The organism is Streptococcus sp. HMSC072D05, from assembly GCF_001815805.1.
Classification (GTDB): Bacteria; Bacillota; Bacilli; order Lactobacillales; family Streptococcaceae; genus Streptococcus.
Genome location: NZ_KV822038.1, coordinates 208,727 through 230,865, shown reverse-complemented (window position 1 = coordinate 230,865; position 22,139 = coordinate 208,727). Strand labels below are relative to the sequence as shown.

Annotated in this window: 21 protein-coding genes; 7 read left to right on the top strand and 14 right to left on the bottom strand. The window is 41.7% G+C overall.

Annotated elements, in window-relative coordinates:
* Positions 1-106: 106 nt before the first annotated feature.
* Positions 107-550, bottom strand: a complete 444-nt coding sequence (locus tag HMPREF3057_RS06900; protein ID WP_001162125.1) for a flavodoxin — start codon at positions 548-550, stop codon at positions 107-109.
* 103 nt (positions 551-653) lie between these two features.
* Here HMPREF3057_RS06900 and HMPREF3057_RS06895 point away from each other — a divergent pair, with 103 nt between their 5' ends.
* The 3 genes from HMPREF3057_RS06895 (at position 654) to HMPREF3057_RS06885 (ending at position 2,936) form a co-directional block, all read left to right on the top strand.
* A complete protein-coding gene (locus tag HMPREF3057_RS06895; RefSeq protein WP_070696997.1) occupies positions 654-1,598 on the top strand; it encodes a DHH family phosphoesterase in 945 nt (314 codons plus the stop codon).
* A 107-nt stretch (positions 1,599-1,705) separates the two neighbouring features.
* Complete coding sequence (locus HMPREF3057_RS06890; RefSeq protein ID WP_070696995.1) at positions 1,706-2,530, top strand: lantibiotic ABC transporter permease; 825 nt, start codon at positions 1,706-1,708, stop codon at positions 2,528-2,530.
* A 163-nt stretch (positions 2,531-2,693) separates the two neighbouring features.
* Positions 2,694-2,936 carry a type B 50S ribosomal protein L31 gene (locus tag HMPREF3057_RS06885; protein ID WP_000710762.1) on the top strand — a complete coding sequence of 81 codons (243 nt, stop codon included), beginning with the start codon at positions 2,694-2,696 and terminating at the stop codon, positions 2,934-2,936.
* A 116-nt stretch (positions 2,937-3,052) separates the two neighbouring features.
* Here the strand turns inward: HMPREF3057_RS06885 and HMPREF3057_RS06880 are convergent, their stop codons facing one another.
* From HMPREF3057_RS06880 to HMPREF3057_RS06850, 7 genes are all read right to left on the bottom strand, one after another.
* On the bottom strand, positions 3,053-4,387 hold the full coding sequence (locus HMPREF3057_RS06880) for an Nramp family divalent metal transporter (RefSeq protein WP_070696992.1): 1,335 nt from the start codon (positions 4,385-4,387) through the stop codon (positions 3,053-3,055).
* Between the two features lie 216 nt (positions 4,388-4,603).
* Complete coding sequence (gene carB, locus HMPREF3057_RS06875; RefSeq protein ID WP_070696990.1) at positions 4,604-7,780, bottom strand: carbamoyl-phosphate synthase large subunit; 3,177 nt, start codon at positions 7,778-7,780, stop codon at positions 4,604-4,606.
* Positions 7,781-8,228: 448 nt separating this feature from the next.
* Positions 8,229-9,308 (bottom strand): carbamoyl phosphate synthase small subunit, encoded by a 1,080-nt coding sequence (locus tag HMPREF3057_RS06870; protein ID WP_000166847.1) that lies wholly within the window; start codon positions 9,306-9,308, stop codon positions 8,229-8,231.
* A gap of 49 nt (positions 9,309-9,357) precedes the next feature.
* A complete protein-coding gene (locus HMPREF3057_RS06865) occupies positions 9,358-10,281 on the bottom strand; it encodes an aspartate carbamoyltransferase catalytic subunit (protein ID WP_070696987.1) in 924 nt (307 codons plus the stop codon).
* Between the two features lie 18 nt (positions 10,282-10,299).
* Positions 10,300-10,821, bottom strand: a complete 522-nt coding sequence (gene pyrR / locus HMPREF3057_RS06860; protein ID WP_000850018.1) for a bifunctional pyr operon transcriptional regulator/uracil phosphoribosyltransferase PyrR — start codon at positions 10,819-10,821, stop codon at positions 10,300-10,302.
* A gap of 213 nt (positions 10,822-11,034) precedes the next feature.
* Positions 11,035-11,664 carry an endonuclease III gene (gene nth / locus HMPREF3057_RS06855; RefSeq protein WP_070696985.1) on the bottom strand — a complete coding sequence of 210 codons (630 nt, stop codon included), beginning with the start codon at positions 11,662-11,664 and terminating at the stop codon, positions 11,035-11,037.
* On the bottom strand, positions 11,665-12,207 hold the full coding sequence (locus HMPREF3057_RS06850; RefSeq protein ID WP_070696982.1) for a YceD family protein: 543 nt from the start codon (positions 12,205-12,207) through the stop codon (positions 11,665-11,667). It abuts the gene before it with no gap.
* A 167-nt stretch (positions 12,208-12,374) separates the two neighbouring features.
* Here HMPREF3057_RS06850 and HMPREF3057_RS06845 point away from each other — a divergent pair, with 167 nt between their 5' ends.
* Positions 12,375-12,704, top strand: a complete 330-nt coding sequence (locus HMPREF3057_RS06845; protein ID WP_070696980.1) for a helicase BlpT — start codon at positions 12,375-12,377, stop codon at positions 12,702-12,704.
* Positions 12,705-13,034: 330 nt separating this feature from the next.
* Complete coding sequence (locus HMPREF3057_RS06840; protein ID WP_049479079.1) at positions 13,035-14,594, top strand: ATP-binding cassette domain-containing protein; 1,560 nt, start codon at positions 13,035-13,037, stop codon at positions 14,592-14,594.
* A gap of 190 nt (positions 14,595-14,784) precedes the next feature.
* On the opposite strand, the gene HMPREF3057_RS06835 is transcribed toward HMPREF3057_RS06840, so the two are convergent.
* From HMPREF3057_RS06835 to HMPREF3057_RS06825, 3 genes are all read right to left on the bottom strand, one after another.
* A complete protein-coding gene (locus tag HMPREF3057_RS06835) occupies positions 14,785-15,384 on the bottom strand; it encodes a CPBP family intramembrane glutamic endopeptidase (RefSeq protein WP_239684807.1) in 600 nt (199 codons plus the stop codon).
* A 107-nt stretch (positions 15,385-15,491) separates the two neighbouring features.
* A complete protein-coding gene (gene htpX, locus HMPREF3057_RS06830; RefSeq protein ID WP_049485340.1) occupies positions 15,492-16,391 on the bottom strand; it encodes a zinc metalloprotease HtpX in 900 nt (299 codons plus the stop codon).
* Position 16,392: 1 nt separating this feature from the next.
* A complete protein-coding gene (locus HMPREF3057_RS06825) occupies positions 16,393-16,953 on the bottom strand; it encodes a LemA family protein (RefSeq protein ID WP_000219838.1) in 561 nt (186 codons plus the stop codon).
* Positions 16,954-17,046: 93 nt separating this feature from the next.
* On the opposite strand from HMPREF3057_RS06825, the gene rsmG reads away from it, so the two are divergent.
* Together rsmG and HMPREF3057_RS06815 are read left to right on the top strand one after the other, a co-directional pair.
* Complete coding sequence (gene rsmG / locus HMPREF3057_RS06820) at positions 17,047-17,760, top strand: 16S rRNA (guanine(527)-N(7))-methyltransferase RsmG (protein ID WP_000801957.1); 714 nt, start codon at positions 17,047-17,049, stop codon at positions 17,758-17,760.
* A 370-nt stretch (positions 17,761-18,130) separates the two neighbouring features.
* Entirely contained in the window at positions 18,131-19,414 is a 1,284-nt protein-coding gene (locus tag HMPREF3057_RS06815; RefSeq protein ID WP_000808290.1) for a uracil-xanthine permease family protein, read from the top strand.
* Positions 19,415-19,458: 44 nt separating this feature from the next.
* Here the strand turns inward: HMPREF3057_RS06815 and HMPREF3057_RS06810 are convergent, their stop codons facing one another.
* From HMPREF3057_RS06810 to HMPREF3057_RS06800, 3 genes are read right to left on the bottom strand one after another with little or no spacing between them, the layout of a single operon-like run.
* On the bottom strand, positions 19,459-20,364 hold the full coding sequence (locus HMPREF3057_RS06810; RefSeq protein WP_000047999.1) for a DMT family transporter: 906 nt from the start codon (positions 20,362-20,364) through the stop codon (positions 19,459-19,461).
* A gap of 8 nt (positions 20,365-20,372) precedes the next feature.
* Positions 20,373-21,308: a serine hydrolase domain-containing protein gene (locus HMPREF3057_RS06805; RefSeq protein WP_070696978.1), complete on the bottom strand. Its 936-nt coding sequence runs from the start codon at positions 21,306-21,308 to the stop codon at positions 20,373-20,375.
* Positions 21,305-22,030 carry a CppA N-terminal domain-containing protein gene (locus HMPREF3057_RS06800; protein WP_070696976.1) on the bottom strand — a complete coding sequence of 242 codons (726 nt, stop codon included), beginning with the start codon at positions 22,028-22,030 and terminating at the stop codon, positions 21,305-21,307. Before HMPREF3057_RS06800 ends, HMPREF3057_RS06805 begins: the two co-directional genes overlap by 4 nt.
* Positions 22,031-22,139 lie beyond the last annotated feature (109 nt).

The window sequence follows — 22,139 nt, the reverse complement described above, 5'->3', positions numbered from 1 at the left end:
TCCTTTATTTGAATTATTGTATCAAAAAGCCACCAAATAGGCTAGTAAAATCTAGTTTAACTACTAAAAACTGCACTGACTCCTTCCAGTCAGCGCAGTTTGTTTCTTATCCTACTTTTGCAGCCAATTCTTCTGCGAATTGTTCCAAGCGTTCAATATCTTCTTCTTCGGCAGAAAGGTCTACTTTAACGCACTCTGAACCTTTTTCAGCTCCTGTCGCTACAAAAACACGATCAAAGTCATCGACAGCCTTACAGAATTCGTCGTAGAAGGTGTCACCTGAACCAACAACTCCGTAGATTTTACCATTCAAGTTGAGATCAGCTAGGTCTTCGTAGAAGTCCATCATCTCATCCGGCAATTCTCCATCGCCATAAGTATAGGTCGCAACGATTGCGATATCCGCTTCCAAGAAGTCTGAAGCGTCAACAGTCGTACATTCATCAACATCGACATCCAAGCCCAAGTCACGCAATTTATCTGCTACAATATCTGCAATCTCTTCGGTATTACCGGTCATACTGGCAAATACAATTTTTGCTAATGCCATATCGTCCTCCTCAATTTATCTTTCTCCATTATATCATATCTTTTTCATTTTAAAAATAAAAATTCTTGTGCTACAATGAAATGAGAAAGAATTGAGGTTATTTATGGAAATTTGCCAGCAAATTTTAGAGAAAATCAAAGAATACGATACCATTATCATTCATCGTCATATGAAACCAGACCCTGATGCCTTAGGGAGTCAAGTGGGCTTGAAAGCTCTTCTCACACATCATTTTCCTGAAAAGACCATCAAAGTTGTCGGATATAATGAACCGACTTTGACTTGGATGGCAGAAATGGATACTGTTCAAGATAGTGACTACCAAGGAGCTCTTGTCATTGTCTGCGATACAGCCAATACTGCTCGTATCGATGATAAGCGTTATCATCAAGGTGACTTCCTGATTAAGATTGACCACCATCCTAACGATGATATTTACGGTGACCTATCATGGGTGGATACAAGTTCAAGCAGTGCTAGTGAGATGATTGCATTATTTGCTCAAGAAAATCAGCTAGCTTTGTCTAGTGAAGCTGCACGACTTCTCTATGCAGGAATTGTCGGGGACACAGGGCGTTTTCTCTACCCGTCAACTAGTGCCCGTACCTTTAGAATAGCTGGCCAGCTCCGAGAAATTGATTTTGACTTTGCTGGATTGTCTCGTCAAATGGATACCATGAGCTTCAAGATTGCAAAATTGCAAGGCTTTGTCTATGATCATTTAGAAGTTGATGAGAATGGAGCTGCACGGGTTCTACTTACTCAAGACATCTTGAAAAAATATAAGGTTACGGATGCTGAAACAGCGGCAATTGTCGGAGCACCTGGCCGAATTGATACTGTTAAGGCTTGGGCTATCTTTGTTGAACAAGCTGATGGTCACTTCCGTGTGCGAATGCGAAGTAAAATCACTCCTATCAATGAAATTGCCAAAGAACACGACGGAGGAGGACATCCATTAGCTAGTGGCGCCAATTCCTATAGTCTAGAAGAAAACGAACAAATATACAAAGAACTGAAAGAGGCTCTACAAATTCACCAAGGCTAAGAAAGAATTTTCTTGGCCTTTTATATGCTAGATTCTTAAAATATACGGTTTCTTTGTACCTCAGTTTATGGTATAATAAATCAAACTGAATAAAAGGAGACATAATAATGGAAAAAAATCGTTTGTATATTCTCATTTCTGCTGGAGTAGCCATCCTTGGTTCACTCTTGCCTTGGGCTAGTTTAAATGCAGGTTCTTTTGGATCCTATAGCGTGAATGGTTACCAAGGTGATGGGTGGTTTGTCATTATCGCAGCTATTGTGTCTATTGTTCTTGCGTGCTTGAATAATATGAATAAAGCAATGCCTAAAGGGTTCTCAATTGGTGTCATTGTTGCAGGTACAATTGCAACTCTCGTCACACTAAATAGTCTCTTTAATGTAAATAAATACATGTCTAACTTTGGTGGATATGGCATTTCAATCGGCTTTGGTTTGATTTTGGCTCTTCTTGCTAGCATTGCACTTGTTGTAACTGGTCTCTTGGCAATGTCAGGTGGTAAAATTACAAAAGAGTCATTTACTGAATTAGCTGAATCTGGTAAAGATTTTGCTCAAACCGTCGGACGTGTAACAAGCTCTACCGTTAAAACTGCAGTGGAAGAAATCAAAAAAGAATCTCAAGAACATAAAAAGGAAGAGACTACAGCTGAAAAGACAGAGGCTGTTAAAGAGGAAACCGAGCAAAAAGAAGAAGCTAAGGAACCAGCTAATGAAGAGGCTGAATCAGCAGAAAAAAATGCAGAACCAGTAAAAGAAGAAACTACTGAAACTGAAACAAAAACAGAAGCTGAGCCAGTAGCCGAACCAACAGAAACAGAACCTACTGAAACTGAAAAAGAGGCTAAATCAGCAGCAGAAAACACAGAACCAGTAAAAGAAACAGAAGTAAAAAATCAACAAGAAGAAAAAACTCCAAATCAAGAGAACTAATCATTCTTCTACCCTCACTCCAGTAAACACTGGAGTGATTTTTTGTCAAGATTTTTAATAAAATCAGGGAAAATACTTGCCAAACTTTTCAGAATCTGATAGACTAGTATGGTAACAATCTATGGCTCGCAAAGAGACCATGGCAGAAAGGAAATATTGCAAAATGAAAAAAGATATCCATCCAGAATATCGCCCAGTTGTCTTCATGGACACAACTACTGGTTACAAATTCCTTAGCGGTTCAACAAAACGCTCTAACGAAACTGTTGAGTTCGAAGGCGAAACTTACCCATTGATCCGTGTGGAAATTTCATCAGACTCACACCCATTCTACACTGGACGTCAAAAGTTCACTCAAGCAGATGGACGCGTGGATCGTTTCAACAAAAAATACGGTCTCAAATAATGATAAAAAAGAACAGTTACCACTGTTCTTTTTTTGTACTTCTTTTTATGAACCAACCACTACTACTTTCTATTTGTCAACCTTCACGCTAACACTATGATTGATTTCAAACGAGTTTAAAAAATATCGAAAAGAAGCTTGATATTGAGAATGGTCAAGATGATTGAAACTGCGTAACCTAGGATGGTGTTCCACTTAGCATTGGTGAATTCTCCCATCAGTGACTTCTTAGAGGTCAGATAGATTAAGGGGAAGATTGAAAACGGAAGAGCAATTGACAGAAAGACCTGTGAATAGACCAATAACTGATCTAAGGTTTTTTCTTGATGTCCAAACAAGACGGCTACAATAATCACAGGAAGCAAGGCAAAAATACGTGTACCGATACGGATAATCCACTGTGGCAATCTTAGATGTAAGAAACCTTCCATGACAATCTGTCCTGTCAAGGTACCTGTAATGGTCGAATTTTGTCCACTTGCTAAGAGGGCTAGGGCAAATAAAGTTGACAGAGTTGAACTAGCTATCGCTCCTGCTATCTTCGAATCTTGTAAAGCATTGTACATTTGAGAAAAAGCTGAAATTTCAGATGCATGCCCAAAAAAGAGAGATGCACCCAAAATGAGCAACAAGGAATTGACAATAAAGGCTAGGGACAGCTGAATATTTGAATCCCAGGTCATAAAACGCACGGCTTTTCGAACATCCTTCTTATCTTTGTGATTGATTTTCCTTGTTTGGGATAGGGAAGAATGAAGATATAGATTATGGGGCATGACTGTAGCTCCTACAATTCCTAGAGCCAAGGTCAATTGGCTTTCATGACCTGGCAATGGTGTTTCAAATAAAGTTGAGGTTGGTAAATAACCACCAATAATCCCCTGGATACTTGGATTGGATAAAGCTACCAGATAGGTAAAGATGGCTAATATGGTTAAAATAAGGGTCGTAACAATGGCTTCAATTTTTTTGAAGCCAAATTTCATTAACAACAACAAAAGAAATACATCTAAAACGGTTAAGAGGATAGCGACCATAATCGGTATTTTAAATAAAAGATTTAAGGCAATCGCTGAGCCTAGAACCTCAGCTAAGTCTGTCGCCATTAAAGCTAATTCTAAAATCACCCAAAGACTATAGCGAAGCCACTTGGGAGCATGATGTGCAGTTGCCTGTGCTAGGTCCATCTTAGTTACGATACCGAGCTTTCCAGCCATCTGTTGTAACTGCATGGCGATGATGGATGAAATCAAAATAACAAATAAGAGACTATATTTGTAGGAAGCACCACCAACCACACTAGTAATCCAGTTTCCAGGATCCATATAACCAACTGCTACAAGGGCTCCAGGTCCTAAAAAAGCTTTTAGATTTTGCCAAAAATGATTGTTATTGGGAGTTTCAATAGATTGGTTAATCTCAGAAAGAGAGACTTTTTTGTAAGAAGACATCGGAATTTTACACTTTCTAATCTGTCTTTACCTATTTTCTTAATGGAGTTTTTGAAAATATCATGAAAATAGTTTCCCATTTCCAATTCTTTCTTATTATATCACATTTTAGAATGATTCTTAAGGAAAGAATGATGGTTGAAATAGACAATAACTGTATTGCAAAAGCCAGCGTTTTCTGACGCTGGCTTTAAAACTGTGAAAATTCTTTCTCAACTAGATCGCTTCTGTGACAAAACTACGGCTTTCTAGCACCTTGAGCATAGCATTAGCTGTATCTAGGGCTGTAAAGAGGGGCACACCGTGTTCAATGGCTGAACGACGGATTTGCTCACCATCTTCGTCAGCAGTTCGTTTGGTTCCGACAGTATTGATGATCGCTTGGATTTTCCCTTTGCGGACAAAGCTTGGGATATCCTGTTCATCGTCACCAATCTTACCAACAGGTTGGGCTTCGAGTCCATGACTGGCAAAGAAGGCTGCTGTCCCTTCTGTCGCAAGGATACCATAGCCGATATTTTGGAAACGACGAGCCAAGTCCAAGGCTTCATCTTTGGCATCATCAGCGATGGTGAATACAACATTCCCAAAGGTTGGCAAGTGTAGGTAAGAAGCTTCAAAAGCCTTGTAGAGAGCTTTTTCGAGAGTTGTATCAGAACCCATAACTTCCCCTGTTGACTTCATTTCAGGACCGAGCAAGCTGTCTACCTTAGCTAGTTTCGTAAAGGAGAAGACTGGCGCCTTGATATGAACGCGAGTGCTTTCTGGATAAAGTCCATCTTGGTAGCCAAGTTCTTCAAGACTTTGACCAAGAATGAGCTTAGTCGCTACCTGAGCCATAGGAATATTGGTTACCTTAGAAAGGAATGGAACTGTACGGCTGGCACGCGGGTTGACCTCAATAACGTAGACTTTTTCATCCTTGATGACAAACTGGATGTTCATCATCCCAAGACAGTTGAGGCCGATTGCTAGGCGTTTGGTGTAGTCTGCGATGGTTTCCTGTACCTTTTGCGACAAGGTTTGTGGAGGATAAACGGCCATTGAGTCACCTGAGTGGACACCGGCACGTTCGATATGCTCCATAATACCTGGGATGAGAACATTTTCTCCGTCTGAAATGGCATCAACTTCGCACTCTTGCCCAACGATGTAAGAGTCAACAAGAACTGGGTGGTCTGGACTGGCCTTAACAGCGGTACGCATGTAAGAACGAAGATCTTCTTCGTTTTCGACGATTTCCATAGCACGTCCACCCAAGACATAAGATGGGCGAACGAGGACTGGGAATCCAATCTTGCGAGCTGCAAGTACGGCTTCTTCTTCATTGGTAGCCGTTTGACCTGGTGGCTGTGGAATATCCAAGTCTTTAAGGGCTTGCTCGAAGAGGTCACGGTCTTCGGCACGGTCTAAGTCAGCGACTTGCGTACCAAGGATGGTCACACCTGCTTTTGCCAAGGGCTCGGCAAGGTTGATAGCTGTTTGACCACCGAACTGAACGATAACGCCTTTTGGTTGCTCCAAATCGATAACATTCATGACATCTTCGAATGTCAATGGTTCAAAGTAGAGCTTGTCAGATACCGAGAAGTCTGTTGAAACAGTCTCTGGGTTTGAGTTCATGATAATAGCTTCATAGCCAGCAGCCTGAATAGCCTTAACAGAGTGAACGGTTGCGTAGTCAAACTCAACCCCTTGTCCGATACGGATTGGACCTGAACCTAGAACAAGTACAGATTCCTTGTTAGACTTGATAGACTCATTTTCCCAGCCATAGGTTGAATAGAAGTATGGTGTTTCAGAGTCAAACTCCGCCGCACAGGTATCAACCATCTTGTAAACTGGGACAATCTTGTTTTCCAAGCGAAGTTGGCGAACTTGCTCAGCTGTCGTTTTCCAGAGTTCCGCAATCTTGCGGTCTGAAAATCCATTGAGTTTAGCTGTTTTCAAGACTTCTAGATCTTGTGGATGGGCACCTAATTCTTGCTCAATTTCAAAGATGTGCAAGAGTTTATCCAGGTAGAAGATATCAATCTTAGTCAATTCAGCAATTTCTTCTGGTGTGTAGCCACGGCGAATGGCTTCTGATACGTAGAAGAGACGGTCATCTTGGGCCTTGACAACTTTTTCAATCAAGGCATCATCAGAAACGGTTGCCAGTTCAGGCATTTCATTGTGGTGAACCCCAATTTCAAGTGAACGACAGGCTTTTAGAAGAGATTCCTCGATGTTACGACCGATGGCCATGACTTCTCCAGTTGCCTTCATCTGAGTACCAAGACGACGTTCACCTTTCTCAAATTTATCAAATGGGAAACGTGGAATTTTCGCAACGACGTAGTCAAGGGCTGGTTCAAACATGGCATAGGTTGAACCAGTGACTGGGTTGATGACCTCATCCAGGGTCAAACCAACTGCAATCTTGGCAGCCAATTTGGCAATCGGATAACCCGTCGCCTTAGAAGCAAGGGCTGACGAACGCGATACACGAGGGTTTACTTCGATGACATAGTACTTGAAGCTATGCGGATCAAGGGCCAGCTGAACGTTACACCCACCTTCAATCTTAAGGGCACGAATGATGCTCAAGCTCGCGTCACGTAGCATTTGGTTTTCATAGTCTGACATGGTTTGCGCAGGAGCAAATACGATAGAATCTCCTGTGTGAATCCCAACTGGATCAAAGTTCTCCATGTTACAAACAACGAGGGCATTATCAGCTGAGTCGCGCATCACTTCGTACTCGATTTCCTTGAAACCTGCGATTGAACGTTCAATCAAACATTGGGTAACAGGTGACAGTTTCAACCCATTTTCAGCAATTTCACGTAATTCTTCTTCGTTGGCACACATACCACCACCAGTACCACCTAGGGTAAAGGCTGGTCGAACGATAACTGGGTAGCCGATTGATGCCGCAAAGGCAACAGCTTCTTCCACTGTGTTGACAATTTCAGATTCAGGGATTGGCTGCTCAAGCTCTTCCATCAATTGTTTAAAGAGGTCACGGTCCTCTGCTTGGTCAATGGCAGATAATTTAGTTCCCAGTAGTTCGACACCCAATTCATCTAGAATGCCATTCTTAGACAATTCCATGGCCATATTGAGCCCTGTTTGACCACCAAGAGTTGGAAGCAAAGCATCTGGACGTTCCTTACGGAGAATACGTGTCACAAACTCGAGTGTAATCGGTTCAATGTAGACCTTGTCCGCAATCTCCTTGTCCGTCATGATGGTTGCAGGATTTGAGTTCACCAAGACAACCTCATAGCCTTCCTCTTTCAAAGACAAGCAGGCCTGGGTCCCAGCATAGTCAAACTCAGCAGCCTGACCAATAATAATCGGACCAGAACCAATCACCATAATTTTTTGAATATCAGTACGTTTAGGCATTTATAAGATATTAAGGGCGTCAAGCGGACAAAGCTAAAATAGGGGTTATGACGAAGAACTGTCAGTTCTAGGAATAGTTATCTTTTTAGCACCGTCCGTAGCCCGTATTCAGTTCAGCAAATACGGACCACCCTTCTCCTTTCTATTTGGCAACTCTCGGGTTGCCATTAAATAAATTCTCCGACGATTTTTTAGAGAAACGATATTTTTCGATAAAAAATCTAGTGCAGGGAGTTTTTAGTTCGCCCAATAGCGACTAAAAGAAACGACCTGCCTTTCTATTCGTCGCCTCACAGAGCGACATTAAATAAGATACAAAGGACGAATAGAAAGCGATTAAATTTTAGGAAACCAAGGAAGGATTGACAATCCAAGTTGGTTTCTCTAAATTCCGAGCTTTCCGTCCGTGTTCAGTTACATAAATTCTCCGACGAGCTTTTACTCGTTTTTAGTTTGCTTGTTTAAAAGCTTCCATCATCTCGATAAATTCATCAAATAGGTAGCTTGCGTCGTGTGGACCAGGAGCTGCGTCTGGGTGGAATTGTACAGAAAAACCTGGTTGGTATCTGTGGCGAACTCCTTCAACTGACTTGTCATTGATTTCTTCGTGGGTAATGATCAAATGCTCTGGCAAGTCCTCACGGCTAACTGCATAACCGTGGTTTTGGCTGGTAAAGTCTACGCGTCCTGTTGCAATTTCACGTACCGCGTGGTTAAATCCACGGTGACCAAATTTCATCTTGTAGGTCTTCGCCCCGTTTGCCATGGCAAAAAGTTGGTGTCCCATACAAATACCGAAAATTGGAATTTTCCCTTGCACACCACGAATCATGTCCAGTGCTTCTGGAACGTCTTCTGGGTTACCTGGACCATTTGACAACATAACTCCATCAGGATTTAGGTGGAGAATTTCTTCTGCCGTTGTTGAATACGGAACGACGGTCACGTTACAGTTACGCTTAGAAAGTTCACGTAAGATTGAGTGCTTGAGACCAAAGTCTACTAAGACCACGCTCAAACCAACTCCAGGAGCTGGATAGGAAGTTTTAGTGGAAACCTGTTTGATATTGTCTGTCGGCAAGACTGTTGCTTGGAGCTGGTCCGTCACATGGTCCATACTGTCTCCAACATGGGTCAAGGTTGCACGCATCGTACCATGCTTACGGATAATCTTAGTAAGGGCACGCGTATCAATCCCTGAGATACCTGGAATTTTCTTGGCTTTCAAGAATTCGTCCAAGGTCATTTGGTTGCGCCAGTTGCTAGCTCGACGCGCCTCTTCGAAAACGACAACTCCTTTACAAGTTGGAATGATGGATTCGTAATCATCACGGTTAATTCCATAATTTCCCACCAAAGGATAGGTAAAGGTCAAGATTTGTCCATTATAAGACTGGTCTGTAATGGATTCTTGGTAGCCGGTCATCCCTGTGTTAAAGACGATTTCGCCTGTTACATCAATATCTGCTCCGAAAGCCTTGCCTTCAAAAACTGTGCCATCTTCTAATACTAGAAGTCTTTTTGTCATATTTTCACCTCTCGTGGACGCTCACTGGCGTCTTTTAACGTCTTGTGTTTTAGTTGGCGTTTCTACTCGCCAGTACGGATTCTAAGATTGCCATTCGAACAAAGACACCGTTGGTCATTTGTTGGACAATGCGTGATTTTGGCGCTTCAACCAAGTGGTCAGCAATTTCCACATCTCGATTCACCGGAGCAGGATGCATAATGATTGCTGTTTCTTTTAAGCGATTATAGCGTTCTTGGTTCAAACCGTGTTGAGCATGGTAGTCTTCTTTTGAAAAAACGGCTCCACTTTCATGGCGTTCATGTTGAACGCGGAGCAACATCAAAACATCCACCTGATCAACAATCTCATCAATAGTTACAAACTGTCCATAGTCCGCAAACTCTTGACTTCTCCATTCCTCAGGTCCTGCAAAGTACAGTTCAGCTCCCAAGCGTTTCAAAATTTGCATATTGGATTTGGCAACGCGTGAGTGGTCCAAGTCGCCTGCAATGGCAACTTTGAGACCCTCAAAGTGACCAAATTCCTCATAAATAGTCATCAAATCAAGCAAGCTCTGGCTAGGATGTTGTCCCGAACCATCACCACCATTGATAATGGAAGTTGTAATCGACGGACTTGCAATCAACTCTCTGTAATAGTCGACCTCTGGGTGGCGAATCACACAGACATCCACTCCTAGAGCAGATAGAGTCAAGATGGTATCATACAGTGTCTCACCCTTATTGACCGAACTAGTCTTCACATCAAAGTCCAGTCGCTCCAACCCTAGCTTAATCTCTGCCACTTCAAAGGACTTATGTGTCCGTGTAGAATCTTCAAAGAAGAGATTCGATACGATAGGTTTGTTCTCATAGGGAAGTTGGGCTCCGTTTTTAAACTCGATCCCTCGTTTGATCAATTTCATCACTTGATCAACTGTAAGGTCTTCCATAGAAACCACATGGTTCAATGCTTGTTGATTTTCTGACATGGCTACTCCTTCAGCTTTCTAAGCTTCTTCAGTAATCAGAACTCTGTCTTGGCCATCAAGTTCTGTCATCTCTACGATGATTTCTTCAGAACGGCTGGTTGGGATATTTTTCCCAACGTAATCTGGACGGATAGGCAATTCTCTATGTCCACGGTCAACTAGCACCGCAAGACTCACGCGCGCAGGACGACCATGGCCGACAATGTTATCAATAGCGGCGCGGATGGTACGGCCTGTATAGAGTACATCATCCACCAAGATAACTTCACGGTCTGTCACATCAACAGAAATCAAAGAAGTATCTTCTCCGCTTTTAACATCATCACGGAAAGGTTTGGTGTCCAATTCCACAACAGGAACAGTGATGTTTTCCAACTGCTCCAAGCGTTCTTTGATACGATGAGCGATGAAAACACCACGCGTTTTTATCCCAGCTAGGATAATTTTATTCAAATCCTTATTGCGCTCGATAATCTCATAAGTAATTCGCGTAATCGCTCGTTTGACAGTCAATTCGTCTACAACTTCTTTTGTCTTCATGACAAACCTCCAAAAAGAAAAGTCTCCTTCTACAAGGAGACTTGAAATGTATAGCCAAGCGAGCCCTACTGTATACAGTATAGACTTCACCCTTCTACTTTATCATCGCGCTCCTTGCCTGCCTCACGGGACAGGTTTAAAGGACTATTTAGTTACCATTTACTATAGCACAAAGCACCCTTAAAATCAAGCAAAAACTTTTTCAGAGTCCCCTTAAACATTACTAAAATCATATAATTGGGGATAGTGATCGCATTCTGGATTTTTGGGATGACAGATAGCTCGTCCAAAGTAAATCATGGCCTGGTGGGCTGCTAACCACTCTTCTGGTGGTAGGACGTCCATGACACGTTTTTCTACTTCAAGTGGTGTAGCTGATTTTTTAACGATATCGTGATGCTTACAGATACGCTCCACATGAGTATCCACTGCAAAAGCAGGAATTCCAAACCCCACACTCATGACGACATTTGCTGTTTTACGACCAACACCTGCTAGACTTTCTAATTCTTCACGTGTCTGAGGGACTTGACCATCAAAATCATCTAGTAACTGTTGAGCACATTTTTTAAGAAATTTAGCCTTATTTCGATACAGTCCCAGGCGAGAAATGTGTGAAGCAATTTCACTTTCAGTCGCGACAGACATGGCTTGTGGCGTTGGAAAAGCAGCAAAGAGAGCTGGTGTGGCCTTATTTACCGCTGCATCTGTCGTCTGAGCTGACAACATGACCGCAACCAGGAGTTCAAAATGATTGGTAAAATCAAGGCTGGGTTTGGCATCTGGAAAAAGGGCAATAATTTCCTCAATGACATAACGGGCACGTTTCTTGGATAAAACCATCTACTCGTCTCCATCAAATAGTCCTTGCAAGCCAGCAAATGGACTGTTTTCTTCTTTCTTGACTGCTTGTTGAGCTTGATATTCGTCTTCAGTCATGATTTGCCAGTCATTTCCTGACACAAAACCTTGGCCCGCCTCTTCTTCTGCCGTCAAGACCTTGATTGGGATATTGAGCAAGATATTATCTGCTACGCTCTCAGCAAGGTCGATTTCTCCATTTTCGATAGGCAAGACCAAATCATCATCTAGAACTTCCTGGTCCAGTTGGTTGGTCGCTCCTTCCATGAAAACTTCTGTGACTGGATAAGACTCAGCCAACTCAACTGGCTCCATACTACGGCTGGAAGCAAGAACAATGGTATATGACAACTGATAGTCTAAGAAATACAGACGGTCTTCGTACTGCACCTTCCCCACTGCAAGAATATCTTTGACATCTAAAATTTCTTGATTACGTGCACGCAAGTCAGATGCCAGGTCTAAAGCTTGTTCAAAATGTAGGCCTTCAGGCTGCTTACGAATTTCTTGAATATTTAACTTCATATTTCCTCCATAAAGATTTACTCACTTGATTATACCATGAAAAGGCTACAAGTCAGTCTTCCAAACTTTGATATTAAAATCTCCTTTTTAACATATTTACTATGACATATTTTCTGTTTAGTGCTATACTATAGGCAAGAATACATCAGAGCAAGGAGGATGCTCATATGGAAGACAAAGAACTAATCAACGAAGCTTACCAACTCCTATCCGAGTTAAATAAAAGCTACCAAAGCTGTAAACAAGGAACAGCCGATGATCTTCGACTACAAGAGCTGCTGAACACCACTCTTACGGAACTAAAAAAAGCAGAAAAGCTGGACAACAGTATCTTAATCAACCTTGAGAAATTTTACCAACGTACTAGTCTGCTGATTGGACTAGGGAGCCTAAAACTAAACGATCAAGCTCGTACTGCTTGGCGCAAATATGACAAGTTCCACTATGAACATGTCAAACACGTACTGACTCTCTATGGACCTGTTTTCGGATTTTAGAGCTTGAAATTACTTGTTTTCTATTGACAAAATTTCCTGAAAGGTATAGGATAGAGATACTAATACTCGGAGGTATGGGAGACATGAACAACTAATCTATCAAATAAAGAACTTTATTTAGTAGATCTTGTTTTTGTCTCTTTTTTGTGTGCTCTTTTTATACTAGATTTTCTAGTATCTTGTCCTCATTGAAAATCAAAAAACTAGAAAGCTATGCTCCTCTTGGGTTAGGTTAGGCAGCTCCAAGCTAGTTTGACGAGTTTTTCAACGAGGATAATAGAGTTTTGACAGTGACTTTGGGCTCTACTAGATAAAGTAGAGCTTTTTGTTATGCACTATCGACATTCTAGAAAGGGCAACAATATGATAAAAATCAATCATCTAACTATCACGCAAAACAAAGATCTACGAGATCTTGTATTTGACCTAAGCATGACCATCCAAGACGGGGAAAAGGTTGCTATTATTGGTGAAGAAGGAAATGGTAAATCGACTTTACTACGGGCTTTAATGGGAGAAGCATTATCTGATTTTACTATCAGGGGCGACATCCAGTCTGACCTTCAATCACTGGCCTACATTCCTCAAAAGTTACCTGAGGAGCTAAAAAATAGGACTCTACACGATTACTTCTTTTTAGATTCCGCTGATTTAGACTACAGTATTCTCTATCGCTTGGCGGAGGAGTTGCACTTTGATAGCGACCGTTTTGCTAGCGACCAAGAAATTGGCAGTCTATCAGGGGGCGAAGCTTTGAAAATTCAGCTCATTCACGAGTTAGCAAAACCTTTTGAGATTCTATTTTTAGATGAACCTTCAAATGACCTTGACCTTGAGACGGTTGATTGGCTAAAAAGGCAGATTCGAAAGATTAGTCAAACTGTTATTTTCATTTCCCATGATGAAGACTTTCTTTCTCATACGGCAGATACTATTGTCCACTTGCGGCTGGTCAAGCATCGGAAAGAAGCGGAAACGCTAGTCGAGCATTTAGACTATGATCGCTATAGTGAGCAGAGAAAGGCTAGTTTTGCAAGGCAAAGTCAGCAAGCTGCTAACGACCAGAGAGCCTATGACAAAACCATGGAAAAGCATCGTCGCGTCAAGCAAAATGTAGAAACTGTACTTCGAGCTACCAAAGACAGTACTGCCGGTCGCCTATTGGCTAAAAAGATGAAAACTGTTCTCTCTCAAGAAAAACGCTTTGAAAAGGAAGCTCAGTCCATGACCCAAAAACCACTTGAAGAGGAACAAATCCAACTTTTCTTTTCAGACATCCAACCATTACCGGCTTCTAAAGTCTTAATCCAACTGGAAAAAGAAAATTTATCCATTGGCGAGCGCATTTTAGTTCAGGGGATACAACTCACTGTCCGTGGCCAAGATAAAATCGGTATCATCGGGCCAAATGGTGTTGGGAAATCAACTCTGTTAGCCAAGTTGCAGCAACTACTAAGCGCCAAAAGAGAAATTTCACTTGGTTATATGCCACAAGATTACCATAAAAAACTGCAATTGAATTTATCTCCAGTAGCCTATCTCAGCAAAACTGGGGAAAAAGAAGAACTACAGAAAATCCAATCTCACCTAGCCAGTCTCAATTTCAGCTATCCAGAGATGCACCACCAAATTCGCTCCCTATCTGGTGGGCAACAAGGTAAACTCCTACTTTTAGATTTAGTGTTGCGCAAACCAAACTATCTCCTTCTGGATGAGCCCACACGAAACTTTTCTCCCACTTCTCAACCCGAAATCAGAAAACTCTTTGCCTCCTATCCCGGCGGTCTGATCACTGTTTCGCATGACAGACGCTTCTTAAAAGAGGTCTGTACGAGTATCTATCGTTTGACAGATCGTGGTTTGGAAGTTGTTGATTTACAAGATTTATAAATGTTGAACATAGCAAAAATCCAGAGACGATCTCTGGATTTTGTTTACACACGTCTTTCTTGGGAACATTGATATAAAGAGCGCTTCTGGCGTCTTTTACGTGACAGATTATGCTCTGACTTTTGTTTAAATTATATAAGCTAGAAATCATTTTTTACTATTTTACAGCTCAAAGCATTCTAATGCATCATTATCTCATATACAAAAAGCAAAATGCAACCAGATTATTGAGGACATGCAAAAGAATGGAATTCCATAGGTTGTCAGAAGTCTTATACCTTACCCCAAATGCAAATCCCATACCTAAATAGCTGATAAAGCTAGGAATAGTATAGGGACCATGAAGATAAGCAAAAAGAAGAGATGTGGCAAACAATCCAAAATATGTATTCTTAAATACTATCCCCTGTAACATACCTCGCATAAAGATTTCCTCCGTGACAGGTGCCAAAACACAGAGATCCACAAAAAGTACAGACCATGAAAGTGAAAAACTTTGCACAGCTTGAGTTGTGTCTGATTGGGTAGGACCTAAAAAATTGACCATAATATAAAACAGGAAAAGTAAGGCGTATGAAAGAAAACATTTTAAAATATCTTTTAGACAGATTTTCCGAATGTGAAACAAGTCATACTTTTTTCCTACATATAAAAATAATGCAAGTTCAACAAGGGTAAAAAGGATGGATAGCGGTAATGAATTTATTCTCATGATTTTCTCTGCTATACTCAAATGAATTGGCATAAAAATCAAAATCAAGAAAAACGTCATCCAGCGCTTATACATCATTCACCTCAATTATATAGAATTACATATATTATACTATTTTTTGGTGAGATAACAAGTTAAAAGTGAGATACTAAAAGCAAAAATCCAGAGGTCATCTCTGGATTTTTTTACATTTGTTTCAAGCGTTCGATTCGTTCTGAGATAGGCGGGTGGGTATAAAAGAGTTTTTGAAGTCCGCCACCTTTCTTCGGATCATTGATATAAAGAGCGCTGCTGGCATCATCGACATGGTGATGCATTGGCTCGCTATTCTCCAACTTGCGCAGTGCATTGATCATCCCTTGAGGATTGCGAGTCAGCTCCACACTGGATGCATCCGCCAAAAATTCCCTCTGACGGGAAATGGCAAGTTGCACCAAGGTTGCTGCGAGAGGTGCTAGAACAATGGCTAAGAGAGAGATAACAAGCATGATAATCTCCAAACCATTTCCATCACGATCATTATCACTCCGTCTGCGACCAGTGCCACCCCACCACATCATCCGTCCTGCCATACTAGACAGAAGGGTAATGGCACTGGCAAGGGCGACAGCAATGGTCGAAATGCGAATATCGTAGTTTCGGATATGACTGACTTCATGCCCCATAACAGCTTCTAGCTCCTCACGATTCATGATAGCTAGAAGGCCCGAAGTGGCTGCGACTGCTGCATTCTGCGGATTCGAACCTGTTGCAAAGGCATTTAAAGAAGAATCCTCAATGATGAAAACACGCGGCATAGGAATCTGGGCCACCATGGCCATATCTTCTACTACATGGTAGAGGTCTGGTGCTGTTTGCTCATCAACCTCACGCGCCCCATTCATAGACATGACAATCTCTGTCGATTGAAAGATCATGGTCAGAGCGTAGATAAGACCAATAATCAAGGCAATAATCACGCCACCAAGACCTGAGCGCATGAAGAGATAGCCAACCGCATAACCAACCAAGGCCAAGAGTAGGAAGAAAACCAGCAACAAAATCCAAGTTTTTCGTTTATTGCTCGCAATTTGATCAAACAACATCTTAGTCACCTAAACCGCTAAAGTCAACTTTAGGAACTGCCTTTTCCTCTTCAGGTGTTTGAAGGAAGTCTGCAGCTTTAAAGCCAAATAGTCCTGCGATGATGTTACTTGGGAAGCTTTCAAGTTTTACATTGTAGTTGCTGACAACACTGTTGTAGAGTTGGCGTGAGTAAGAAATTTTATTTTCTGTATTGGTCAACTCTTCTTGCAATTTGATAAAGTTGGCACTAGCTTTCAAGTCTGGGTAATTCTCTGCTACTGCAAAGATACCAGAAATCTGGCGGGTAAGGGCATCACTGGCCTTCATCGCTTCAGCTGGTGAAGTTGCTGCGGCTACTTGTCTACGAAGTTCTGTCACCTTTTCCAAGGTAGAACCTTCATATTTGGCATAGCCTTTGACTGTTTCAATCAAGTTTGGGAGGAGATCATTACGACGCTTCAACTGAACATCTATCTGGCTCCAAGCCTCCTTGGTCTGCATACGATTTTTAACCAAACCGTTATAGCTAACAATCACAAAAATAACAATCAGAGCCAAAACTCCAAGAATAATCCAAGTCATAATCTTATTCCTTTCTGCTTTTAGATTACTACCAGTATATCAAAATTTTAATGAATATGGTAAAATAAGGTGATACTAGAGAAGGAAACGACTATGAAACCAGAAACATTTTACAGCCTACTAGCTGAGCAAAATCTTCCACTTTCGGACCAGCAAAAGAACCAATTTGAACGGTATTTTGAACTCTTGGTCGAGTGGAATGAGAGGATTAATTTGACCGCTATTACGGATAAAGAAGAAGTCTACCTTAAGCACTTTTATGATTCGATTGCACCCATCCTACAAGGCTTGATTTCAAATGAAACTATCAAACTTCTTGATATCGGAGCAGGGGCAGGATTTCCCAGCCTTCCTATGAAAATCCTCTATCCTCAGTTAAATGTAACCATCATTGATTCGCTAAATAAGCGCATCAATTTCCTTCAACTTTTGGCTCAGGAGTTGGATTTGGATGGTGTTCACTTCTACCATGGGCGGGCAGAAGACTTTGCCCAAGACAAGAACTTCCGTGCCCAGTTTGATGTGGTGACGGCTCGTGCGGTTGCCCGTATGCAGGTTTTGTCTGAGCTGACCATTCCCTATCTTAAAGTTGGCGGAAAACTATTGGCACTCAAGGCCAGCAATGCTCCTGAGGAATTGCTAGAAGCCAAGAATGCCCTTAACCTCCTCTTTAGTAAGGTAGAGGACAACCTCAGCTATGCCCTGCCAAATGGAGATCCTCGCTACATCACTGTGGTCGAAAAGAAAAAGGAAACACCTAACAAGTATCCAAGAAAGGCTGGCATGCCCAACAAACGCCCACTTTAAACAATGGTGCACCCTTGTTTAAAATTCAGAAAACCATTTACAAAATCATACCTCGCTCTCGCATTTCCGTGCTCGGGAAAAATTCGTTTACAAAACGAACCTCGCTCTCGCATTTCCGGGCTTGGGAAAAAATGATTTACAAAATCAACCTCGCTCTCGTATTTCTGGGCTCGGGAAAAATTCGTTTACAAAACGAATTTTTTCTGCTATACTATCCTAAGCAAAGGTTTTTAATGTCATCCTGTGAGGTGACGAAGGCGCAGATTTATATAAATTTTTAAAAGATAACTATTTTTTAAAAAGTCTTACTCTGAGGGCCTATTGCTGCAAAATAATGGGCTCTTTTTTGGTGCCCAAAAGTGAGGTTTTTATGAAACAGGAATCAACTGTTGACTTGTTACTAGACGTTGATCAACGTCCTTCTGTTGGTAAAGGAATTCTTCTAAGCTTCCAGCACGTATTTGCCATGTTTGGTGCAACCATTCTCGTTCCCTTAATTTTGGGAATGCCCGTGTCGGTTGCTCTCTTTGCTTCCGGTATTGGAACACTTATCTACATGATTTCTACTGGTTTTAAGGTTCCAGTTTACCTAGGTTCTTCATTCGCCTTTATCACGGCTATGTCTCTAGCCATGAAAGAAATGGGGGGCGATGTATCTGCTGCTCAAACTGGAGTTATCCTGACTGGTTTAGTTTATGTTCTTGTAGCAGCAAGTGTTCGTTTTGCAGGTACAAAATGGATTGATAAACTCTTGCCCCCAATCATTATCGGACCTATGATTATCGTTATCGGTCTTGGTCTTGCTGGTTCTGCTGTAACGAATGCTGGACTCGTAGCAGACGGAAACTGGAAAAACGCCCTTGTAGCCGTTGTTACATTCTTGATTGCCGCCTTTATCAATACAAAAGGAAAAGGTTTCCTTCGTATCATTCCTTTCCTCTTTGCCATCATCGGTGGGTACATCTTCGCTATGATGCTTGGTTTGGTTGACTTTACCCCAGTCCTTCAAGCCAATTGGTTTGAAATTCCTGGTTTCTACTTGCCATTTAGTACAGGTGGAGCCTTTAAAGAGTACAACTTGTACTTCGGTCCTGAAACAATCGCCATCTTGCCAATCGCTATTGTAACCATTTCAGAACACATCGGAGACCACACAGTTTTAAGCCAAATCTGTGGCCGTCAATTCCTGAAAGAACCAGGACTTCACCGTACGCTTCTTGGTGATGGTATCGCGACATCTGTATCAGCCTTCCTCGGTGGACCAGCTAATACGACTTACGGCGAAAATACAGGGGTTATTGGGATGACTCGTATCGCTTCTGTCTCTGTTATCCGTAACGCGGCCTTCATCGCCATTGCTCTTAGCTTCCTAGGGAAATTCACTGCCTTGATTTCAACCATTCCAAATGCTGTGCTTGGTGGCATGTCCATCCTTCTCTACGGAGTTATCGCCAGCAATGGTTTGAAAGTTTTGATTAAGGAACGCGTTGACTTCAGCCAAATGCGTAACCTTATCATTGCAAGTGCTATGCTGGTACTTGGACTTGGTGGAGCAATCCTTAAACTCGGTCCAGTAACCCTTTCAGGTACTGCTCTATCAGCCATGACAGGAATCATCTTGAACTTGATTTTGCCACACGAAAATAAAGACTAATCATCTATACACAAAAAATCCACTCGATTGAGTGGATTTTTTAATTACTTACTCTTTATTTCCAACAGTAAATCTTTCAATGAAATAATGGTCACGGCTAGTAAAATCATAGCCATACCTATAAAATCAATCGCATAAAACTGTTCCTTCATAATCAGAAAGGCAAAGAAAACGGCAGAAATTGGCTCTATGGAAGCCAATAAACTAGACTTAACAGGGCCTATCAGACTAGCTCCCTTTAGGAAAGCTGTATATGCAAAGACCGTTCCGATGATGATAATCCCAGCAAATGCAAAGAGAAAATCTAAGCTGGTTGGTATGCTGGCCTGTAAGACTCCTGTGAAGGGAATAGCCACTACACCAGAAATAACCATCCCGACACCAATCACCAAAATACTGCCCCACTTCTTAATCAAAACGATGGGAAGAATAATATAGAGGGCATAGGTCAAGGCTGAAAAGAGGCCCCAGAACAGACCTAGGGGTGTGACAGACAACTGGTCGACTTTCCCATGCGTCGCGATCAGAAAAGTTCCTCCTATAGCCAATCCAATCGAAATAATCTCAGCCAGTGTCGGAGCTACCTTATCCTTCATACAGGTATAAACCAAGATCCCAACGGGGCATACATACTGGAGAACTGTCGCCGTTCCAGCATTGGTTTCCTGAATGGCAGAAAGATAGGCAAACTGGTTTAAGAAAAGTCCAAAAACTGCAAATAGCAACAGAGATAGCAGACTTTTTTTGTCTTTTAAAAAAGAAAGGAATTTATCCTTTGAAGTCGTATAGGATAAGAACACCAGTGCCAAGCCTGCAATGATAAGTCGCAAATTGGTCAAGACTAAAGCAGAAATCCCGTGTGCCATCAGGTATTGGCCACTGGTTCCAGACAAGCCCCAAGCAATCCCTGCCACTACTGTATACAGAGTTCCTTTTACGGTTTTCGACATGCTTCCCCCTACTCCTCTTGACGAATCATTTCCATGACTTGGTTTCGGTCAACTATCCACTGGGTACGCTCATCCTTCTCATACGTTCGATTGGATAAAAAGATAGTAGCTTCTTGTTTCTCTCGATTCCACATGATAAAGGTACCAGTATAGCCCGTATGGTCGAGCCAGGCTCCTTCCAAATTCCAGGCTAGGGACCGCTCCTTATCATCTAAGGGAGAAAAATTTCGGCTCAATTCTGCAGCAAAATCATCTTTCAAGTAATGTTCCAGAAAGATCTGCAGATCCTTAACAGTCGAAAACAAACCAGCACTTCCTGCGTGTTTCCCTAATAGACGGGCTTTGGGATCATGAATATTTCCGGCCTCCACTCCTTTCACTGTTGGGACAGCTTGCTCAACGGGACCGAACTTGGTCTCCTTCATCCCCCATGCTTCCAAAACTTGTTCTTCTATAATCTGATCCAAGTCTTGATTAAAGATTTTTTCCAAAAGAAAGCCCAAAAGTAAAAAGTGAACGTCCGAGTATAGGAAGGCTGGCTGATTTCGTCTGTTGAGGTGAAACATGGCTTCTCTTAATTCCTCTGCACTTAACTTGTCTCGATTGGGAATAAAGGGGTCCAAGTCTGTGGCATGGGTCAGAAGCTGCCGTATAGTAATATCAGGATAATCACACTCCGGTAAAAAATCCGTTACCGGTCGATTAATATCTAATTTGTCCTGCTGCCACAAGAAGGTAAAAACCGTCCCCACTCCCACGACTTTACTCACACTTGCCAAATCATAAACCAAACCGGTTTCTGTCTTCAAGTCTCGTTCTGGATCACTCAATCCTAGATAAGACTCTTTCCATTCACCATCCTTATAATACGCAAAAGAGGCCCCGGGATAAATCCCTGCCTCGATTTGATTTTCTATTTTTCTTAGAATTTTTTCCCACTTCATGCTTCTTCAAACCACAATTCAATGTTATTGGTATCTTTACCAAGGAAGAATTTTTCAGACTTAGGGACAAAGTAGCCTGTCTTTTCAAATTTCTGACGAAGACTGGTTAAATCAAAATTCTTGACTAAAAATTTTAACATCGTCAGGTCCCAAGTGACATTGTTTTCAACAACCAAATCTGGTCCTTGCCCTTTCGTAAAGGTAATTACTGGCGCTACTCCTTCAGGATCAAGTAAGCTCTCTGTCTCCTCAGGCAAACGCAACTCCATAGAAACCTCAAATTGGCTCACGTATTTTATACTTGTATTTGAATAAAATTCAGGAACGGTTTCCAGTGGAACCAAATCTCTTACATCATTTTCCGCATGAATAAGGATCACATCGCCTTCAGGAGAAACAATCTCAAAAGCATACCCACGGTTTCCTTTAAATAGGCGAGGAAGAGACTTCATTTGAGAAAGAAGGACCTCGATTTCAGAAGGATTTTCAACCTTTATCAAGAGTCTAGCTAGCTTCTTAAGTCCTTCAACTCTGCGTGTTCGCATGCTTGGAGCCTCTTCTAAAATCAATCTCTCCGTACCTGTCTGGTCGCCTAATGAAAGAAAGGCAGACTCTTCCAGCAAAGGTTTCATCCCCAGGGTTTCAATGTAAAATCTTTCATTTAATTTTCGATTATTAACTTTCAAAGTCGGAACGATCCGAACAATCTCATTCACATTCATAAATTCCTCCAACTCTTTTATTTTAAAGGATTTTCGAATATTTTACAAGCCATATCTATTTTATTTAGAAATTTTACAAGAAAAAAACTGGGATTCCCCAGTTTCATTT

Coding starts and splice junctions, on each gene's coding strand:
- HMPREF3057_RS06890 (WP_070696995.1), top strand. CDS start 1,706: ATGGAAAAAAATCGTTTGTATATTCTCATTTCTGCTGGAGTAGCCATC.
- HMPREF3057_RS06810 (WP_000047999.1), bottom strand. CDS start 20,364: ATGTCGAAAACCGTAAAAGGAACTCTGTATACAGTAGTGGCAGGGATT.
- HMPREF3057_RS06900 (WP_001162125.1), bottom strand. CDS start 550: ATGGCATTAGCAAAAATTGTATTTGCCAGTATGACCGGTAATACCGAA.
- nth (WP_070696985.1), bottom strand. CDS start 11,664: ATGGTTTTATCCAAGAAACGTGCCCGTTATGTCATTGAGGAAATTATT.
- HMPREF3057_RS06885 (WP_000710762.1), top strand. CDS start 2,694: ATGAAAAAAGATATCCATCCAGAATATCGCCCAGTTGTCTTCATGGAC.
- HMPREF3057_RS06800 (WP_070696976.1), bottom strand. CDS start 22,030: ATGAATGTGAATGAGATTGTTCGGATCGTTCCGACTTTGAAAGTTAAT.
- HMPREF3057_RS06845 (WP_070696980.1), top strand. CDS start 12,375: ATGGAAGACAAAGAACTAATCAACGAAGCTTACCAACTCCTATCCGAG.
- HMPREF3057_RS06865 (WP_070696987.1), bottom strand. CDS start 10,281: ATGTCAGAAAATCAACAAGCATTGAACCATGTGGTTTCTATGGAAGAC.
- HMPREF3057_RS06840 (WP_049479079.1), top strand. CDS start 13,035: ATGCACTATCGACATTCTAGAAAGGGCAACAATATGATAAAAATCAAT.
- carB (WP_070696990.1), bottom strand. CDS start 7,780: ATGCCTAAACGTACTGATATTCAAAAAATTATGGTGATTGGTTCTGGT.
- htpX (WP_049485340.1), bottom strand. CDS start 16,391: ATGTTGTTTGATCAAATTGCGAGCAATAAACGAAAAACTTGGATTTTG.
- HMPREF3057_RS06815 (WP_000808290.1), top strand. CDS start 18,131: ATGAAACAGGAATCAACTGTTGACTTGTTACTAGACGTTGATCAACGT.
- HMPREF3057_RS06880 (WP_070696992.1), bottom strand. CDS start 4,387: ATGTCTTCTTACAAAAAAGTCTCTCTTTCTGAGATTAACCAATCTATT.
- HMPREF3057_RS06895 (WP_070696997.1), top strand. CDS start 654: ATGGAAATTTGCCAGCAAATTTTAGAGAAAATCAAAGAATACGATACC.
- HMPREF3057_RS06825 (WP_000219838.1), bottom strand. CDS start 16,953: ATGACTTGGATTATTCTTGGAGTTTTGGCTCTGATTGTTATTTTTGTG.
- HMPREF3057_RS06805 (WP_070696978.1), bottom strand. CDS start 21,308: ATGAAGTGGGAAAAAATTCTAAGAAAAATAGAAAATCAAATCGAGGCA.
- HMPREF3057_RS06850 (WP_070696982.1), bottom strand. CDS start 12,207: ATGAAGTTAAATATTCAAGAAATTCGTAAGCAGCCTGAAGGCCTACAT.
- HMPREF3057_RS06835 (WP_239684807.1), bottom strand. CDS start 15,384: ATGATGTATAAGCGCTGGATGACGTTTTTCTTGATTTTGATTTTTATG.
- rsmG (WP_000801957.1), top strand. CDS start 17,047: ATGAAACCAGAAACATTTTACAGCCTACTAGCTGAGCAAAATCTTCCA.
- pyrR (WP_000850018.1), bottom strand. CDS start 10,821: ATGAAGACAAAAGAAGTTGTAGACGAATTGACTGTCAAACGAGCGATT.
- HMPREF3057_RS06870 (WP_000166847.1), bottom strand. CDS start 9,308: ATGACAAAAAGACTTCTAGTATTAGAAGATGGCACAGTTTTTGAAGGC.